The organism is Bacillus sp. FSL W7-1354 (assembly GCF_038002405.1).
In the GTDB taxonomy this organism is placed as follows: domain Bacteria; phylum Bacillota; class Bacilli; order Bacillales; family Bacillaceae; genus Bacillus; species Bacillus paralicheniformis.
Window position 1 is genome coordinate 2285001 of record NZ_JBBOCL010000001.1, and the last position, 17425, is coordinate 2302425.

The 17425-nt window shown below is 45.4% G+C and carries 17 protein-coding genes, 1 rRNA gene and 1 riboswitch (1 of these 19 running past the window's edge); of the genes, 10 read left to right on the forward strand and 8 right to left on the reverse strand.

The annotated features are described in order from the left end of the window. Positions 1-875, reverse strand: a 16S ribosomal RNA gene (locus MKZ04_RS11655); it reaches 675 nt to the left of the window's first position. Between the two features lie 600 nt (positions 876-1475). Beyond that, complete coding sequence (locus tag MKZ04_RS11660) at positions 1476-2576, reverse strand: GntR family transcriptional regulator (protein WP_023856004.1); 1101 nt, start codon at positions 2574-2576, stop codon at positions 1476-1478. Between the two features lie 161 nt (positions 2577-2737). Next, positions 2738-2837, forward strand: a riboswitch (TPP riboswitch). Positions 2838-2948: 111 nt separating this feature from the next. On the opposite strand from MKZ04_RS11660, the gene thiT reads away from it, so the two are divergent. After that, positions 2949-3533 carry an energy-coupled thiamine transporter ThiT gene (gene thiT, locus MKZ04_RS11665; RefSeq protein ID WP_101561540.1) on the forward strand — a complete coding sequence of 195 codons (585 nt, stop codon included), beginning with the start codon at positions 2949-2951 and terminating at the stop codon, positions 3531-3533. 40 nt (positions 3534-3573) lie between these two features. Here thiT and MKZ04_RS11670 read toward each other — a convergent pair whose 3' ends face one another. Together MKZ04_RS11670 and MKZ04_RS11675 are read right to left on the reverse strand one after the other, a co-directional pair. Beyond that, positions 3574-4131: a class D sortase gene (locus tag MKZ04_RS11670; RefSeq protein ID WP_023856005.1), complete on the reverse strand. Its 558-nt coding sequence runs from the start codon at positions 4129-4131 to the stop codon at positions 3574-3576. A gap of 106 nt (positions 4132-4237) precedes the next feature. Beyond that, the gene (locus MKZ04_RS11675) at positions 4238-5233 is read right to left on the reverse strand and encodes a processed acidic surface protein (protein WP_020452707.1); all 996 of its coding nucleotides are present in this window, start codon (positions 5231-5233) and stop codon (positions 4238-4240) included. A gap of 179 nt (positions 5234-5412) precedes the next feature. On the opposite strand from MKZ04_RS11675, the gene MKZ04_RS11680 reads away from it, so the two are divergent. The 6 genes from MKZ04_RS11680 to MKZ04_RS11705 all read left to right on the forward strand — a co-directional run bounded on the left by MKZ04_RS11680 (position 5413) and on the right by MKZ04_RS11705 (position 9797). Beyond that, the gene (locus tag MKZ04_RS11680) at positions 5413-5601 is read left to right on the forward strand and encodes a hypothetical protein (RefSeq protein ID WP_079289415.1); all 189 of its coding nucleotides are present in this window, start codon (positions 5413-5415) and stop codon (positions 5599-5601) included. A 124-nt stretch (positions 5602-5725) separates the two neighbouring features. Beyond that, positions 5726-6838, forward strand: coding sequence for a response regulator aspartate phosphatase (locus MKZ04_RS11685; RefSeq protein ID WP_065643909.1), 1113 nt, complete (start codon positions 5726-5728; stop codon positions 6836-6838). A gap of 1 nt (position 6839) precedes the next feature. Beyond that, positions 6840-6968: a hypothetical protein gene (locus MKZ04_RS11690; RefSeq protein ID WP_023856006.1), complete on the forward strand. Its 129-nt coding sequence runs from the start codon at positions 6840-6842 to the stop codon at positions 6966-6968. A gap of 79 nt (positions 6969-7047) precedes the next feature. Then, a complete protein-coding gene (pcp, locus tag MKZ04_RS11695) occupies positions 7048-7695 on the forward strand; it encodes a pyroglutamyl-peptidase I (protein WP_105979983.1) in 648 nt (215 codons plus the stop codon). Between the two features lie 123 nt (positions 7696-7818). Further along, positions 7819-8475, forward strand: coding sequence for a potassium channel family protein (locus MKZ04_RS11700; RefSeq protein WP_020452710.1), 657 nt, complete (start codon positions 7819-7821; stop codon positions 8473-8475). Between the two features lie 2 nt (positions 8476-8477). Continuing rightward, complete coding sequence (locus tag MKZ04_RS11705; RefSeq protein ID WP_026580030.1) at positions 8478-9797, forward strand: TrkH family potassium uptake protein; 1320 nt, start codon at positions 8478-8480, stop codon at positions 9795-9797. Between the two features lie 10 nt (positions 9798-9807). Here the strand turns inward: MKZ04_RS11705 and MKZ04_RS11710 are convergent, their stop codons facing one another. Beyond that, a complete protein-coding gene (locus MKZ04_RS11710; RefSeq protein ID WP_020452711.1) occupies positions 9808-10722 on the reverse strand; it encodes a DMT family transporter in 915 nt (304 codons plus the stop codon). Positions 10723-10838: 116 nt separating this feature from the next. Here MKZ04_RS11710 and MKZ04_RS11715 point away from each other — a divergent pair, with 116 nt between their 5' ends. Continuing rightward, positions 10839-11324 (forward strand): DinB family protein, encoded by a 486-nt coding sequence (locus MKZ04_RS11715; RefSeq protein ID WP_033155020.1) that lies wholly within the window; start codon positions 10839-10841, stop codon positions 11322-11324. Between the two features lie 45 nt (positions 11325-11369). On the opposite strand, the gene MKZ04_RS11720 is transcribed toward MKZ04_RS11715, so the two are convergent. The 3 genes from MKZ04_RS11720 to betB all read right to left on the reverse strand — a co-directional run bounded on the left by MKZ04_RS11720 (position 11370) and on the right by betB (position 14759). Further along, positions 11370-11951 carry an MOSC domain-containing protein gene (locus tag MKZ04_RS11720; protein ID WP_020452713.1) on the reverse strand — a complete coding sequence of 194 codons (582 nt, stop codon included), beginning with the start codon at positions 11949-11951 and terminating at the stop codon, positions 11370-11372. Positions 11952-12060: 109 nt separating this feature from the next. Further along, positions 12061-13269, reverse strand: coding sequence for an iron-containing alcohol dehydrogenase (locus MKZ04_RS11725; protein WP_020452714.1), 1209 nt, complete (start codon positions 13267-13269; stop codon positions 12061-12063). Between the two features lie 17 nt (positions 13270-13286). Beyond that, positions 13287-14759, reverse strand: a complete 1473-nt coding sequence (gene betB / locus MKZ04_RS11730) for a betaine-aldehyde dehydrogenase (RefSeq protein WP_020452715.1) — start codon at positions 14757-14759, stop codon at positions 13287-13289. 321 nt (positions 14760-15080) lie between these two features. Between betB and cudC the strand changes: the two genes are divergently transcribed. Next, positions 15081-15635: a choline uptake/conversion transcriptional regulator CudC gene (gene cudC, locus MKZ04_RS11735; RefSeq protein ID WP_023856013.1), complete on the forward strand. Its 555-nt coding sequence runs from the start codon at positions 15081-15083 to the stop codon at positions 15633-15635. A gap of 121 nt (positions 15636-15756) precedes the next feature. Further along, positions 15757-17385, forward strand: a complete 1629-nt coding sequence (locus MKZ04_RS11740; RefSeq protein WP_195536932.1) for a sodium:solute symporter family protein — start codon at positions 15757-15759, stop codon at positions 17383-17385. Positions 17386-17425 lie beyond the last annotated feature (40 nt).

Below are 17425 nucleotides of genomic sequence, written 5' to 3' on the forward strand. Positions count from 1 at the left end.
GTTTGCTGCAGCACTAAAGGGCGGAAACCCTCTAACACTTAGCACTCATCGTTTACGGCGTGGACTACCAGGGTATCTAATCCTGTTCGCTCCCCACGCTTTCGCGCCTCAGCGTCAGTTACAGACCAGAGAGTCGCCTTCGCCACTGGTGTTCCTCCACATCTCTACGCATTTCACCGCTACACGTGGAATTCCACTCTCCTCTTCTGCACTCAAGTTCCCCAGTTTCCAATGACCCTCCCCGGTTGAGCCGGGGGCTTTCACATCAGACTTAAGAAACCGCCTGCGCGCGCTTTACGCCCAATAATTCCGGACAACGCTTGCCACCTACGTATTACCGCGGCTGCTGGCACGTAGTTAGCCGTGGCTTTCTGGTTAGGTACCGTCAAGGTACCGCCCTATTCGAACGGTACTTGTTCTTCCCTAACAACAGAGTTTTACGATCCGAAAACCTTCATCACTCACGCGGCGTTGCTCCGTCAGACTTTCGTCCATTGCGGAAGATTCCCTACTGCTGCCTCCCGTAGGAGTCTGGGCCGTGTCTCAGTCCCAGTGTGGCCGATCACCCTCTCAGGTCGGCTACGCATCGTTGCCTTGGTGAGCCGTTACCTCACCAACTAGCTAATGCGCCGCGGGTCCATCTGTAAGTGGTAGCTAAAAGCCACCTTTTATAATTGAACCATGCGGTTCAATCAAGCATCCGGTATTAGCCCCGGTTTCCCGGAGTTATCCCAGTCTTACAGGCAGGTTACCCACGTGTTACTCACCCGTCCGCCGCTAACATCAGGGAGCAAGCTCCCATCTGTCCGCTCGACTTGCATGTATTAGGCACGCCGCCAGCGTTCGTCCTGAGCCAGGATCAAACTCTCCATGAAATAATGGAGCGCAGATTAAGTTCGTCACATCCTGTGACAACATCTGCATGACCTGCATCGTGCAGGCCCCTGACTACGCACATTCGCATGTACGATTTATTTAATGAATTAACAGGTACGTTTTGTCTTGTTTAGTTTTCAAAGATCATTTCCGCCTCTCGAAGAAGCGACTTTACTAATATAACATTCTATCATCGTGAATGTCAACAACTTTTTTTAAAAGATTTTCGAAGTTGTTTTTATAAAGCCTCCTTTTTAGGGGCGGATACTAATATAACATCTATTTTCGTTTTGCACAATAGCTTTTTTAAAAAAATAATAATCAAATGATTTGGACTCAGATGATTCCTGATCATCTCGACCTCCGGCAGTTGACAGCATTTATTTCTTCTTACTGCTTTCTTCTATATAAAAGTATACAGCGGTCTTTAAAAATTGATTTGCTAAAGCTGCACATGGTCCAAAGCTTCGAGGATGACATTAAACTCTCCGTTATCAGCTTTTACTTGAATAAAAAGCTCCTCATTCCGGAGCTTTGTAACAGAATATATATTCTTCTCATTTTCATTCACGCTGGTTGGCGGATAAAGATTGTGCAGCCTACCTTTTCAGCTTGGCGGTCGAATGTCTGACAACCAGTTCAGGTTTGTAGACGGTGGAATGTTCAAGCTGATTCGTGTTGCGTCCCTCAACTTTGGCAATCATCCATTTTGCCGCCTCAATCCCCATCTGCATTTTCGGATGAGTGACTGACGTCAGCTTCACTTCAGATGCCTCGCTCAAATGTGAGTTGTCATATCCGACAATCGAAATGTCTTCCGGCACTTTCAAACCGAATTCCCTCACGACATCCAACACCAAAAGCGCTATCTCGTCATTATAGCAGAATATGGCAGTCGGACGGTCTGATGAAGAAAGCCGCTTCCTGGCTTCAGCTATCGTTTTTTGTTTTTTGTTCTCTGTTGTGTACGTCACGACCATTTCAGGGTAAAACGACAAGCCGTTTTCTCTGAAAGCACGGATAAATCCTTTCATCCGGTTGGCGCCCTGCATATCGTCCTGTTTAAAGAAACCGAACACTTTTTCATGGCCGAGTTTAATCAAATGCTCAGTGGCGATAAAGCCGCCGTGTTCATCATCCAAAATGAAATGGGGCGGATTTAGCTCCTGATAAAATTGGTTGATCATCAAGTACGGAATATGATGTTGTTCAAGCGTCAGATAGTAACTTAAATTCGGGTTAAAGCTTCCTGTTTTCGTCGGCTCCACGATCAACCCAGCAATTTTTTTATCGAGCATATTCACAAGGCATTGTTTTTCTTTTTCAATGTCATTATTGGTGCTCGCGACGACAAGGGTGTATCCTTCGCTGGACAGTGACGATTCGATTCCTCTTATAATAGAAGGAAAAATGTAATCCGAAAGGTAAGTCGTAATAACCCCGATCATCTTATTTCTTTCCCTTCCTTTTTCAGAAAGCTGAAGACGGTGAGAGCAATACGTCCCTGAGCCCTGCTCTCTGTATAAAAGCCCTTCATGAACAAGGTCGCCAATCGCTTGCCGGATCGTGTGCCTGCTTACATCAAATATTTTCATCAATTCGTTTTCCGAATGAATTTTTTCCCCCGGCTTCACTTTGCCTTCATATATCCACGATTTAATTTTATTTTTCACCATGCTGTATTTTGTAGGTTCACTCATCAGATCAACCCTTTACTGATCTTGTACGTACGAATACGTTCTATTATAAAGGAAAAGATGTTTGCATTGCTACATATTGGAGAAATTAAGCAAAATTTTTCGAAAAATCAGCTTGTCGTCCGTTTCTTTTTTTAGTATAGTAGAATATAACTAAATAACTTGATGACCACAAGGGGAGCCTCGAGGCTGAGAGTGAACGACCGTTCTGACCCTTTGAACCTGTTAGTTAACGCTGGCGTAGGGATGTGGCAAAGTCATTTCTAATTGCATCCAAAGCAGTGCGTGGAAAACTTTCCTACTCCTTCCCCGCATTGCTTTTTTTATTGGGAAAGAAGTCCAGTATCCCTTTGTTCATCAAAAGTGAGGGTTATGATGAATCAATCTAAACAACTTGTACAGCTGATTGAAATTGCGTTTATGACAGGAATAGCACTTATACTTGATATGGTGTCCGGAATGTTTTTAAAAATGCCTCAAGGCGGTTCAATCGCCGTCATGATGATTCCGATCTTCCTGATTTCCTTTAGATGGGGGCTGAAGGCAGGGCTGGCAACCGGGTTTTTAGCCGGATTGCTTCAGTTTGTCACTGGAGGATTTTACGTTTATCATCCTCTGCAGCTTCTTCTTGATTATTTTATCGCGCCTACGGCCGCGGGTATCGGCGGCTTTTTTGCCGGATCGATCAGAAACGCTTCAATCGAGAAACAAAAAGGAAAGATCATTTTCTATGTTACGCTGGCCGTCTTTCTCGGAAGCGGACTGAAATTTCTCGCTCATGTCATCAGCGGCGCTGTCTTTTTTGGAAACTATGCGCCTGAAGGCACTCCGGTATGGATTTATTCCTTGGTATATAATGGAACATATATGCTTCCGTCTTTCATTGTCTGCACAATTGTCCTTTGTTTACTGCTGCTAACCGCGCCAAAACTCTTGGAAAACAGATCAGACATGAGATAGCATAAAAAAACAGCGGACTCGCCTGAGATTCCGCTGTTTTTTATGATTTAATCAAATCCGCGACCAATATATACCGCTCCGGTGCTGAACCGATAAAGTCAAAAGGATAGCAGGTGGAAACCGTCAATGTTGCTCTCGGCTTTGGTACAATCACCGTCCGGTCATCCGCATCCACGATCCGCACCTTTTTCACTTTGTATGTAAAAGTTCCGTAGGAAGCTTCAACAATTAACTGATCGCCTTTCCCCACTCGGCCGAGTTTTCGGAAAACCGTATCCCGGTGGCCTGATAAAACCGAGTTGTCATCTTCTCCAGGCAGAACGGAACCAGCGAAATGGCCCACGCCTTTTTGCAGCTCGTCTTCATCTGTCCCGTGATATATAGGAATCCTTGCATTGATTTTCGGAATGACAAGATCACCGATTTTCTCCCCGGTTTTAAATGTTTGATCAATCACCGTTTTTTCTTTTTTCGCCGTCTGAATCGGAGGTTTTTCAGGCTTTTCTTCTTCTTTCATCTGCTGAAATGAAAAAAGAGCGTAGCCGTGCATTAACTTGAACACATTCGTTGTTGTAAAATAAGCGCCGCACACAACCATCACAATAGCTGCGAGCCAGATGATTTTTTTTCGATGTGCCTTAATTTCCTTTCACTCCTTATAAAAACTTCCCATTCTCTACATAATTAGAATGGGAAGTGACATGTTAAGCCGCTTTGCGAAGCCTTCTGATCATGAAGAATCCGCCAAACATCAGAACGGCGCCTAAGATCGACCATTCCGCGTAATGCCCGGCTGTCTTTGGAAGCTTTGCACCTTTAACCGTCTTTTTCACATGAGATGGCTTTGAATCATGTTTGACAGCCGTTTGGGTTTGCTTCACTTTTGACCCTGTATCATGAATTAAATCAGATCCGATCATGTCAGGCGTCAGCAATACATCCAAAATGAAGTTGCCTTGCAGATCGTATACTTCCACCAGAAGGCTTGCTCCCTTCAGATCTTCCGCGCTGACAAGCGTTGTCAAAGACACTTCTTTTTTCTTTCCGTCTTTAACAAGATAGTATTTTGTTTTCACTTCAAGCGTCTTCTGAAGATCGTTTAAAATGGATAGCATTTCAGCGATATCCTGAGCTGACAGCTCTGATACAGACTCGAAATCGGCTACCGCTTCAAGACGTTCTCCAAGAGCCATCAAATCATTTTCAAGGTTTGGATTTTTATCGCGCACCTTTCGGAGATGATTCACGAGCCTTTCCCACTCCTGATCATCCACACCTAATTCTTGAAACAGGTTCCCGATCTGAAAATCGTCTTCTTCATATGTCACAGTGAAAAGCGCATCGTCCAATTCGTATTCAAACATAAACACGTCGAGAATGTTTTGGCCGCTTTCCATATAGCCATTTTCAACAAAAAGGTCAGCCGCTTCTTTTTCGCTCAATCCGTATTCTTTTAAATAGGATGCCAAAAGTTGATTAGTCAGTCTTTCCCCTAAAAAATCTTTCAACTCTTCCACCGACTCAAAATCTTTTAAACTTTCATCATATGTATCCTGTAAATAAGCTTCCAATTCTTTTTCTGTCATTCCTATTTCTTCAAGATACTCTTGAAGCTCGGCCTGTTTCGGCGCGGCAAAAGCACCAGCTGCCGGCACTAAAACCAGGATGCAGACCAATAGTGACATCAGCCTTTTTTTCATTTCTTATGACCCCCTAAATTTATCTTTCATTTTGATTATAGTGGAAATATTTTTAAAAACATGTATTGTAATTGAAAATCTTTTCGTCTATAATATTTTGTTCTTTTTCCTGTTTAAACAGGCATAATCTTCGCCTCTATTGAATGTAATATAGTAAAGCGAATAGAGGAGGTATGCAAATGAACCCTTACTATATGATGTTCTTATGTTACGTCCTATCGATCATCCACTTTTTAATAGGCTACCGGGAAGCCCTGAAAATAAGCGGAGCTGACGGGCTGGTCAACGGAACCGCAATGATATCCTGTATTCCGCTTGGCGCGGTTTTCGCTTTTTTCGCGCACTTTTTTTGGAAAATGACGATTTAATTTCAGAAATGAACTTTTCACCGGCGAACTTGCATTTCAGCGTTATTCACAGACGGCAGCAGTTTATGCTATGATTAATAGAACTTCAATTTACAAAAAATTCACAAAGATTGGAGGGAAGAGAATGGCCAAAGCCGTGGCTTCACAAGAAGTCGCCAATATGCTCAACGACTGGTACATACTGATGAAAAAAAGAGACATTTCAGGCTCAATCGAAATGAAAGATGACATAGATAAAGCAATTGAAAAAATGGAAGAAGATCATGACGTTCTTCTCTATTATCAAATGCTCGATTTTCGCTTAAGGCTCCTTCTTGAAGATATCTCCCAATCTTCCACCGAAAAATTGGAGGCCATCAGTTTTCAAGACAAAGATCCAAAAAGTACGGACGACAAGCTGAATTATTATTTTTACCTGTTTAAAGGGATTTATGAGGACTACAAGCAAAACCATACAGAAGCGCTCAATTTTTTCAGAATAGCGGAAAAAAGACTGAGCGTCATTCAAAATGAAATTGAAAAAGCTGAATTTCATTATAAAATCGGTGTTTTGTATTACAACTTAAAAGCGACATGGCTGTCGATTCATCACATCAACATTGCCTCCGGCATCTTTCAAGGGTATGACGGGTATGCCAAGCGGGTCATCAACTGCAAAATGCTGATCGGGCTCAATTATATTGACCAATTTAAGTTCTCCGAAAGTGAAGTATTATTAAAAGAAGCGATCGAAAAAACCGAAAAAATCGGCGACCAATACCTTTTACCGTGTACCTACTATAATATGGGCTTTTTGAAGAGTAAGGAAGACAAGCAGGAGGAAGCGCTAAAGTATTACAATAAAGCTTTTGCAATCAAAGATTTTGAAACGAAAGCCAAGTATGCTTACCTTCTTTGCGTTTATGAAAACACAAGGTCTCTTTTCAAAACCAACGCACACAAACAAGCATTTAAATGGATCGAAGTAGGCTTTAAAAAATCCCGGGAAATGAACAGCGAAATTTTCGAATTGAAATTCAAAATTTTATATACATTATATTCTGATACACAGAATAAACTGGAAATAATCAAGGACTATGTTCACCAGTTAGAAAATGAAAAAGCCTGGGTAGATTTGGAGGAATTATTGATGGATGTAGCGAATTACTACAGGCGAGAAAAGTTATATGAAGAAGCCATATACTTTTACATTAAAACAGACAAGGCGAGCAAGCTCGCTGGAAGAGGAGGAGAATAAAATGAAAAAAGTATTATTAACAGCAGTTGTATTAGGCGCAGTTATCAGCTTTTCATTCGTAAACCATGCACCGGAAGCGGCTTCTCAAGGAGATCAGGTACTTCTGGCATCCCGGGGATCAGGAGCATAAAATATTTAAAAAAATACCCATTCAGACATCTTCTGAATGGGTATTTTGCACTTTATATTCATATTCAGGAGGGATCGATATGGGAAAGAAAGTACTGCTGACAGGTTTTGACCCCTTCGGGGGAGAAACGGTCAATCCGTCTTGGGAAGCTGTAAAACGGCTGAACGGAGAAAAAGTCGAAGGCGTCTCTATCGTGGCGGAGCAGATCCCGACCGTTTTTCATCATTCAGCGGCCGTTTTGGAAAAAGCGATCGAAAAGCACCATCCCGATATCGTCATTTGTGTAGGACAAGCAGGCGGCCGGGCTCACATTACTCCGGAACGCATCGCAATCAACATCGATGACGCCCGCATTCCGGATAATGAAAAACGGGAACCGATCGATGAACCGATCGCGGCAGACGGGCCTGCAGCTTACTGGTCCGCGCTTCCGATCAAACTCGTTGTGAAAGAGTTGAGAAAAAATGAAATCCCGGCCTCCGTCTCTAATTCAGCTGGAACATTCGTATGCAACCATCTTTTTTACCAGTTAATGCACCGTATAGACCGCACCTCGGCAAACATCCGCGGAGGGTTCATCCACATTCCGTATCTCCCCGAACAAACAGTCGATAAGCACGAGCCGAGCCTCAGCCTTGAAACGATCGTCGAAGGGCTGAGGATAGCCGCCGTCGTCTCTGCCCTTCACGAAAAAGACATTCGCGAAACCGGAGGCTCGCTCAGCTGAAACCGAAGCCGCCTCAAGGCGGCTCTCCGGATTCGCACACTTCCGGATTCTTGTACATCCCTGTGTGTTTTTCTTTTAAAAAAGTAAACACTATAAGAAAAACAGATAAAAGGGTGAACACGGATGCAGAAATCTTATGCCGTTTTCGGGCTCGGTCAGTTCGGCGGCAGTCTTGTCAAAGCCTTCCACGCAAAAGGGGCTGAAGTTTTAGGCATCGACAAATCCGAAGAAAAAGTAAACGAATATTCTGCTTATGCAACCTACACCATTTGCGCCAATGCCGTTGATGAAAATACATTGAAACAAATCGGAATACGCAACATCGATCACGCCTTTGTATCATTCGGCGATGACATTGAAGCAAGCATTCTGACTTCGCTTTTGCTGATTGAAATGGGCGTTCCCAAAGTATGGACGAAAGCGCAAAATGACTATCACCAAAAGGTTCTCCATAAAATCGGCGTCCATCGTATCATTCATCCTGAAAAAGATATGGCCAAGCGGATAGCCAGCCATATCACCTCGGAAAAGATGATCGATTTTGTTGAGCTGTCGCCAAATTACAGCATCGTCGAAATTGTGGCAACAAAAAAGCTGGACAAAAGAAGCCTGGGGGATATCGATGTACGCGCCAACTTCGGCTGCAACATCGTCGGCATAAAAAGAGACGGGCATTTCATCATCGCACCGAGCGCTGATGACTTGATATACGAAAACGATATTTTGATTGTGATCGGGCAAAACAAAGATATTGAGACCTTTGAAAAAAAGGGCGATTAACCGTGAAGTTTAAACAGATTCAATTAAGCCCGTCCCAACTGCTCGTGCTGGTGTTTTTATTTTTCATCATATTAGGAACTCTTTTATTGAAGACCCCGGCAGCGACGTCTAAACCCATAGGCTGGATTGATACGCTTTTTACATCGACATCGGCGATGACTGTTACCGGCCTAGCCGTCGTTGATACAGGCACGGATTATACGTTGTTCGGTCAGCTCATGATCCTCGTTCTCATCCAGATCGGGGGACTCGGCATCATGTCATTTGCAGTGCTCATTTTTATCATGCTCGGGAAAAAAATCGGCCTGAAAGAACGGCTGTTGATTCAACAGTCTCTCAATCAAACTTCTTTAGGCGGGATCATTAAGCTCATCAAGAGTTTGTTTATTTACTCCTTCGCAATTGAAATGCTGGCCATGGTCATACTGGCTGTCAAATGGGTTCCTGAATACGGTTTCGCACGCGGTGTCTACTACAGCCTGTTCCACGCGGTTTCCGCCTTTAACAATGCGGGATTTTCCATTTGGCCGGACAGTTTAATACGGTATAAAAGCGATCCGCTCGTCAACTTGGTGATCAGTTTTTTGTTTATCATCGGCGGGATAGGGTTTACCGTATTGTCTGATCTATGGCATAAGCGGAGCTTGAAAAAGTTAAGCCTTCATTCGAAATTGATGATATACGGTACGTTTATCATCAATTTGTCAGCCATGATCTTTATTTTTCTGCTTGAGTATCAAAATCAAAAAACGCTCGGCATGCTTCCGCCAGCTGAAAAACTTTGGGGCGCCTATTTTCAGGCCGTGACCCCGCGAACAGCCGGGTTTAACACGACAGATATCGGAAGCCTGCACGAAAGCACGATCACACTTTTGCTCCTTCTTATGTTTGTCGGAGCGGGGAGTGCATCCACCGGCGGAGGAATCAAGCTGACGACGTTTCTTGTCATTCTCCTGTCGGTTATCACTTTTTTAAAAGGCAAAAAACATATTTCGATAGCAAAAAAAACGCTGAAAGACCAATTGATCATTCGTTCGCTCGCTATTTCGACTATCAGTGTGCTGTTGATTTTAGCGGCTGTCTTTATTTTAAATATGACAGAACCTAAGCCGTTTTTGGCGATTTTGTTTGAAGTCGTATCAGCCTTCGGCACGGTCGGCCTGTCAATGGGGATTACGGCTGACCTGACCCCTGTCGGAAAGATACTGATTATTTTCATTATGTTTCTCGGAAAACTCGGACCGCTCACATTGGCGTTTTCCCTGGCCAGACCTGAACAGGAAAACATCCGCTATTCAAGCGAAGATATTTTGACCGGATAAGGTGCAAACTTTAAAGCGCCTTATGTGTTTTCCCTTTCACGGACGGGACGGTGTTTTTCCTCATGCTTTGCGAGGCCATGAACAAGATAATACCTGAAAAAATGACCGCTCCGCCGATCACCTGCGTCATCATGACGGATTCGTCTAAAATCCAATACGCCAGCGCAACCGCTCCGACAGGTTCAAATAAAATCGCCACAGAAATCATATTTGTGCTCAGCCATTTCAGCACCCAGTTAAACAGCGAGTGCCCGAGCAAAGTCGGAATGACGGCAAGCAGAAAGAAATACCCCCAATCTGACGCAGGATAAGAAAAAAAGGCGGCGCCCGAAAACAGACAGTACAGGCATAAAGTGATGGCGCTGATTCCATACACAATAAACGTGTAAACGGTCAAACTGTGGCGTTTTCTGACATGCTGGCCAAACAGCAAATATGCCGTCACAAGCGCACACGCCAATAGTGCAAGAATGTCGCCGTAGAGCGCCTGGCCGCTTACTTTGAAATCCCCCCAGCTGATGTACGCGCTTCCGCCGATCGCGAGAAGCGCACTGATGATTCCAGCGAACGACACTCTTTCTTTAAATAAAAAGTATGTACCGATAAAAGAAAAAATCGGCTGCAGCGTCACAAGAACAACCGAGCTCGCCACTGAGGTGTATTCAAGCGAACGAAACCATAAAATAAAATGAAATGCCAAAAAGAACCCCGCTGCCGCTGAAAACAGCCAGTCCTTTTTCGAAAAACTCAAGACTTCTTTTCTTTTTCCCCAGAAAAAAGGAAAGATCAGCAAAGCGGAAAAAAAGAGACGATAAAAAGCGATGATTCCAGCGTCAGCCGTTGACAGTCTGACAAAGATGGCGGAGGAAGACACAGCCAGCACCCCGACCACTAATGCGATATACGGGTACAATGTTGTTCTCAAATAAATCCTTCCTTCTATTCATTTTTCTTAAGCATATCCGATGGCGATGCGAAAATCGAGTGTTTTTTGGTTATTTTACCAGCCTGCGATATGGTACAGTAAAAACAGGAGGGGATATGATGAGCATTTTTAATGAAGCGAGAAAAGAACTTTGGAGCGAGATTCAAGGCCTGTCAGACGAAACGCTGAATAAAAGGCCCTCGGAGGACGAATGGAGCATTCAAGAAGTGATCGACCACCTGAAAAAAATCGACCTGATGGCACTTCAAATCCTAAAGGAACAAATCAAGCATGCACCGGTCAAAACAATCGAAGATAAACCGGTGCATCAGTCGGAAGACAGAAGCTCCAAACGAAAGGCGCCCCCATATGCAGAGCCTGAAAGAAAAACGGCGGATGCTTTAACCCTCAAAGCTGAGCTCGACAATGTCAGAACACAATTAACTTCAGTCATCGCCGCCTTTCATGATGAAGATTTTCAAAGGGTGCTGCCGCATCCGGTTTTCGAAGAGCTTACGGTCAGACAGTGGCTCGACTTCATCGGCCATCATGAAAGAAGACATATTAAACAGATCAAGGAAATCAAACAGAAACTATTATAATACACGGAAAGCCCCGGCTTTAGAGGCCCGGGGCTTTTCATCCGCTCAGGCAAACGACCTGGCGTCTTTCGTGGCAGCAGGCGAATACGCCCACACTTCTGCCTGGTCGCCTTGATGGATCAAGCCGGGGCGTTCGACGACGCAGACGATTCCCCTTCTTCCGATCGCATGGCGCACAAAGCGCGAAGCAAGCTTCGGTTTGTCGGGAAACTGCTCCTGAATGACTTCTCCGGGCTGAATGCACGGCTCGTTCTCACCCTCGCTCAACAGAGAGGCGCCGCTTGGAAAAACGATTCTGCTTCCTTCTCTTAATGAAGTTAAATCAGGCAGTCCGCTTAATGCGATATTAGCCCCGAGCCATTCCGGAAGGACCGCAGGAACGTTCAGCCGTCCGGCAATCTCAAGACACTCTTCGACCGAGACAATTGAAATCTGCCTCCTGTTGAAAATCTCCGTCCCTCTTTTATACATCGGCTCCCTTGCTCCCGCTTTTTTCGTCAGTCCAAAATGCAGATCACCCGGTATTCCCCCATAATCAATCACAATCTTTTCTTGTTTCTCTGTCACAAATGACGGTGTGTCCGCTATGTATACGTTCTCTGCAACAGCCGTGTGCTTTTTCCACATTCAACCCATCCCCTTTTTTCAAGATGTGATTTATTTTACAATGCATCCCTTTTTTTCTCAAATTGAGAAAGCCCGCTGTGCGTTCACACAGCGGGCTTCATGCATTTCTTTATACAGTTTTCGGGGTTAGATTAAAGCAGCGTTTGTAAATCCAATTGTACGCTTTTTCGTTCAGGTCTCTCGGGTTTCCGACCGTTTGCGGATCTTTCATCGCTTCTTTTGAAAGGCGGTCGATCATGTCAGGTGATACGCCTTGCTCTTCAAGACTAGGAATCTCCAAGTCTTCCACAAGCTGATACATCCAGTTCACTGCAGCTTTAGCCGCTTCCACTGTAGACATGCCGCTTGTGTCAATGCCGAACGCTTTTGCAATGCGGGCAAATTTTTCAGGGTAGCCTTTCCAGTTGTATTCCATTACAGGACCCATCATCGCCGCCACACATTGGCCGTGCGCGACAGGAATGATTCCTCCGAGCGTCTGGCTCATCGCGTGAGCAGCGCCTGCAGATTCGCTTCCGTAAGAAAGGCCTGCAAGCATAGCCGCCTGCGCCATGCCGTATCTCGCTTCAAGATCTTCCCCATCGGCAAACGCTCTGCGGATGTAATGTGCGCCGTATTCGATGGCAAGAAGGGCCACCGCGTCAGTTATCGGCTGAGCAAATTTCATCGTATAGCACTCGATGGCGTGAGCCAAAGCGTCAACGCCGGTCATCGCTGTGACGTGCGGAGGCATTGATACATGCAATTCAGGATCGATAACTGTCAAGTGAGCAGCAATCAGCGGGCCGCCCGTATTGAATTTAAATTCACGCTCTTCATCTGTGATAACCGCCCATTGTGTAACTTCTGAGCCGGTTCCGGCAGTCGTCGGGATCGTTGTAAGCGGAGGAATCCGGTTTTCAAGAGGCTTCTTTCCTTCTGCCGCTTCATAGTCAAGAACCGAGCCTTCATGAGTGGCTTCGACTCCGATCGCTTTCGCCGTATCCATTGAGCTTCCGCCGCCGACTGCTACAAGGCCGTCGCAGTTTTCTTCAGCATACAGTTTGGAACCTTCAGCGACAAGACGGACAGGCGGATTCGGCTCGACTTTATTAAAGACGACAACTTCAACGCCTGCTTCCTGAAGGGATTCAACGACCGGGTTTGTTACACCTGCTTTGTAGATGCCGGGGTCTGTGACAAGCAGCGCTTTTGAAACGCCAAGTTTTTTCACTTCTTCGCCCACATGTTTAACGGCTCCGATTCCGTGCTTAATGACGGTCGGGATTTCAAACGTGTGGAATTTGTTCATCGCTTCTACTTTCATATTTAAAGTCATGAATCATTTCCTCCTTCTTATGCTTTAAACCAATTGACAGCCGCCGGTTTCGTATTGCGGTAGACGTGCTTCACTTCCGTGTATTCTTCAAGGCCCATGCGGCCAAGCTCGCGGCCGATGCCTGACTGCTTGTAACCTCCCCAAGGCGCTTGTGCGAAATACGGGTGGAAATCATTGATCCAGACGGTTCCCATGCGCAGTTTGGAAGCGACGCGTTCCGCTTTTTCGATGTCTTTTGACCAAACGGCGCCGGCTAAGCCGTAAATCGTATCATTTGCAAGTGAGACCACTTCTTCTTCTGTTTTGAATGATTCAACTGTTAATACAGGACCGAATACTTCTTCCTGAACGATTCTCATATCTGATGTACAGCCCGAGAAGATCGTCGGCAGATAGAAGAATCCATTTGCAAGTTCAGGGTCCTCCGGACGCTTTCCGCCTGTTTCCAGCTTGGCGCCTTCTTGCAGGCCGATTTCCACATATTTTTCAACTTTGCTGCGGTGTTCAGCTGAAATGAGCGGACCGCTCTGTGTCTCCTCGTGGAATCCGTTGCCGAGCTTGATTTTTTTCGCACGTTTGACAAGCTCTGCGACAAACTCGTCATGAATGGATTTTTCAACGAGAAGACGAGCACCCGCGGAGCAAACCTGTCCTGCGTGGAAGAATACCGCATTCAGCGCCTGGTCAACCGCTACGTCAAAATCTGCGTCTTTAAACACAATATTCGGATTTTTCCCGCCAAGCTCAAGCGCAATTTTTTTCACATTCGTACTTGCAGCCTGCATGATTTTCTTTCCGGTTTCAATTCCGCCGGTGAAGGAAATTAAGTCGACGTCTGTATTTCTGGCAAGTTCATCGCCGACAGTGGCTCCGGGGCCGAGAACAAGGTTGGCAACCCCTTTAGGCACACCGGCTTCTTCCATCAGCTTGAAGATCTTAATGGTTGTCAGCGGTGTGATTTCACTTGGTTTGACAACGATCGTGTTGCCCGCTGCCAAAGCCGGAGCGATTTTCCAGCTAGCCTGCAGAAGCGGATAGTTCCATGGTGTGATCTGCCCGCAGACACCGACCGGCTCCCTGACAATTTCGCTTTTAGAATCGGGAATCGGTGAAGAAATGACTTCTCCGCCATCTTTATCCGCAAGCCCAGCATAATATTGAAATACGTTTGCAATATCATCCATATCGGCTCTGCTTTCTTCAAGCGTCTTGCCGGTATCAAGCGATTCAAGTTCTGCCAGCTCTTCGTGGTCGCGTCTGATCAATTCGGCGATCTTTAATACAATGTTGCCTCGTTCAAGACCCGGCGTATTCGCCCACTCGCCGTCATCAAATGCGCGGCGCGCTGCGGCAATCGCCCGAACAGCGTCTTCTCTGTCTCCTTCACTGACGGTTTCAATATGCTCTTGATTGTAAGGGTTGATAATTTGGCGGGTTTCGCCTTTTTTGGCGCCCACCCACTTTCCGTCAATGAAAAGTGTTTGACTCATAAAAGCAGCCTCCTCATTACGCAAAGTTTGTTAAATAAAAATTTAACGTTTTGAACACTTTGAATTTATCATGTGCCATTTTTTGTGTCAAAGGAAATCAGGCTGATTATTTTTTTTGAATTTTATAGGAACGCAGTACTCACACGGGCTGAGGCCATTTGAAAAAAAATTTTGATTTTGACATTTGAATTTCTTTCGTTAAGATAAAGAACATACAGAAATAACTTAACAAACTTAACGCGGATTTCAGATTAATCCCCGTTTTTCCGGGGCATTGAATCTGCAATGCTGATGTTCCGCTCCTGTGAAAGGAGGCAAGTAATGGACAATCCCCGTGATCTTTCAGCAAAAGAAGCGATCGCACAGGCAAAAGATCTTGTCATTGATTCAATCGCAGAAACGATGGATCTGTACGGCATTACCCGGAGTGCGGGTATTTTGTACGGAACCATGTACCTTTCGGATGAAATGACACTGGACGAAATGCGGGAAGAACTGCAAATGAGCAAGCCCAGCATGAGCACAAGCGTAAAAAAACTCCAAGACTTAAACGTCGTCAAAAAGACATTCCATAGAGGAAGAAGAAAACACAGCTTTGTTGCTGAAAAGGATTTCTTCAAATTTTTCACAAGCTTTTTCCCGCAAAAATGGGAAAGGGAAGTCAAAGTGAATCTCATGGCCATTCAAGACGCTCAAAAAGCATTGGAGGACATCGTCGAAAGCGATGGGCTTGACGAAAGTATAAAAGAAGAAGCGAGAACTCTTTATGACCAGTTGGAACAGTCAAAACCGTATTATGACTGGCTGCTGAGACTCGCGAAATCTGTCCAATCCGGAGAGATTTTTGAGTTTATACCGATTGATAACAAGGAATAAAAAGGTTTTATCCGCTCTGAAGTCAGCAAGTTTGCATACTTCCCAGAGTGGCGCAAAACCTTTTTTCACATTTTAATTTCAAGAAAATTCGAAAAATTATTACTGGAGGCGATGTGCATACATGAATTATGCTGAGAAGAAAAAAAACTGGATCAAATTAGGTATTTTTGTATTGTTTGCGGGAGGCTTACTCGCGTATATCGGCATTTCGAATGCAGACATTCATTGGGGCGGCTTTATCTCCATGATGATATTCTTTGCTTTCACCTATTATTTAGGCGCTTTTTACGCAGCAAAGAAATCAAATTCTTTTTCTGATATGATCGTGGCAAAAAGGAGCATGCCGTTTTTCGTCGGAATGGTGACGATGGCCGCAACATGGGTCGGCGGCGGATATATTAACGGAACGGCCGAATCGGCTTACAGCGACGGCCTCATCTGGGCACAGGCACCTTGGGGCTACGCATTGAGCCTGATTATCGGCGGTATTTTCTTCGCCAGAAAAATGCGCCGTCATCGATTTATGACCATTATCGATCCTCTCGAACAGCGCTTCGGTAAGCGGATGGCCGGTGTTTTATATATACCGGCGCTGTTAGGAGAATTGTTTTGGAGCGCCGCGATCTTAACGGCATTGGGCACGACTTTCGGAATGATTCTGAATATCGATTTCCAAACGTCGATTATTCTTTCGGCGATGATCGCCATCGCTTATACGGTGGCCGGAGGCATGTGGGCAGTCGCTTTCACAGATGTCTTCCAAATGATCATCATTTTGCTTGGGCTGTTTTTAGTCGTCCCATTTGTGTTGTCAAATGTCGGTTCATTCGATATCGTATGGGCAAATTACAGGCACGATTTCGGAAGCAGCGCCAATCTGTTTCCGCCGTTGGACGGCTGGAAAAATCCTGAATGGGGAAACCTGTTTTGGAACTGGTGGGATAATGCGCTCCTCTTAATTTTCGGTGGTATCGCATGGCAGGTGTACTTTCAGCGCGTTCTTTCGGCAAAATCGGAAAACGCCGCCATGTGGCAGTCGATTATTGCCGGAGTGATCTGTATCATTGCCGCCATTCCGTGCGTGATCATCGGAGCTGCCGGAAACAGTGCGGATTGGAGCCTGTTCGGAGCGAGCGCTCCGGATAACCCGGCGATGATTTTGCCGCAAACGCTTGCGTATTTAACGCCGGGAATTATCGCTGGCATCGGTTTGGGTGCAATTGCAGCTGCCGTTATGTCAAGCATGGACTCATCGATTCTATCGGCATCATCAATGGCCGCATGGAATATTTACCGTCCGCTGATCAAGCCGAAGGCCACCCAAAAACAGCTGCAAAAAGTCGTCAAACGCTCAATCATTTTGTTCGGCGCGGGAGCAGCAATCATCGCGCTGAATGTCAAAAGCGTTTATACTTTATGGTATTTGGCATCGGATTTAGTTTATTGCATTCTTTTTCCCCAGTTAACAATGGCCCTCTTTTATAAAAGAGCAAACCTGTACGGGTCAATTTCCGGATTTGCAGTTGCGGTCATTCTGAGGCTGGGCGGCGGTGAACCCGCATTCGGCATCCCGCCGCTTCTGCCGTATCCGATGATTGAAGACGGCACAGTCCTCTTTCCTTTCCGGACGCTGGCTGCGGTTACAGCATTTATGACGATCTTCGCTGTGTCCGAATTGACGCAGCGCAAATGCCCTCCTAAACAGCTTGTACTCCCCCAAGAAAAACAGAAAGGCGATCGCGCGGCTTAAAATAGGAAAAACGCCCGGCCCCGGGCGTTTTTCTTGATTC

Coding starts and splice junctions, on each gene's coding strand:
- MKZ04_RS11660 (WP_023856004.1), bottom strand. CDS start 2,576: ATGAGTGAACCTACAAAATACAGCATGGTGAAAAATAAAATTAAATCG.
- thiT (WP_101561540.1), top strand. CDS start 2,949: ATGAATCAATCTAAACAACTTGTACAGCTGATTGAAATTGCGTTTATG.
- MKZ04_RS11670 (WP_023856005.1), bottom strand. CDS start 4,131: ATGGTTGTGTGCGGCGCTTATTTTACAACAACGAATGTGTTCAAGTTA.
- MKZ04_RS11675 (WP_020452707.1), bottom strand. CDS start 5,233: ATGAAAAAAAGGCTGATGTCACTATTGGTCTGCATCCTGGTTTTAGTG.
- MKZ04_RS11680 (WP_079289415.1), top strand. CDS start 5,413: ATGAACCCTTACTATATGATGTTCTTATGTTACGTCCTATCGATCATC.
- MKZ04_RS11685 (WP_065643909.1), top strand. CDS start 5,726: ATGGCCAAAGCCGTGGCTTCACAAGAAGTCGCCAATATGCTCAACGAC.
- MKZ04_RS11690 (WP_023856006.1), top strand. CDS start 6,840: ATGAAAAAAGTATTATTAACAGCAGTTGTATTAGGCGCAGTTATCAGC.
- pcp (WP_105979983.1), top strand. CDS start 7,048: ATGGGAAAGAAAGTACTGCTGACAGGTTTTGACCCCTTCGGGGGAGAA.
- MKZ04_RS11700 (WP_020452710.1), top strand. CDS start 7,819: ATGCAGAAATCTTATGCCGTTTTCGGGCTCGGTCAGTTCGGCGGCAGT.
- MKZ04_RS11715 (WP_033155020.1), top strand. CDS start 10,839: ATGATGAGCATTTTTAATGAAGCGAGAAAAGAACTTTGGAGCGAGATT.
- MKZ04_RS11720 (WP_020452713.1), bottom strand. CDS start 11,951: ATGTGGAAAAAGCACACGGCTGTTGCAGAGAACGTATACATAGCGGAC.
- MKZ04_RS11725 (WP_020452714.1), bottom strand. CDS start 13,269: ATGACTTTAAATATGAAAGTAGAAGCGATGAACAAATTCCACACGTTT.
- betB (WP_020452715.1), bottom strand. CDS start 14,759: ATGAGTCAAACACTTTTCATTGACGGAAAGTGGGTGGGCGCCAAAAAA.
- cudC (WP_023856013.1), top strand. CDS start 15,081: ATGGACAATCCCCGTGATCTTTCAGCAAAAGAAGCGATCGCACAGGCA.
- MKZ04_RS11740 (WP_195536932.1), top strand. CDS start 15,757: ATGAATTATGCTGAGAAGAAAAAAAACTGGATCAAATTAGGTATTTTT.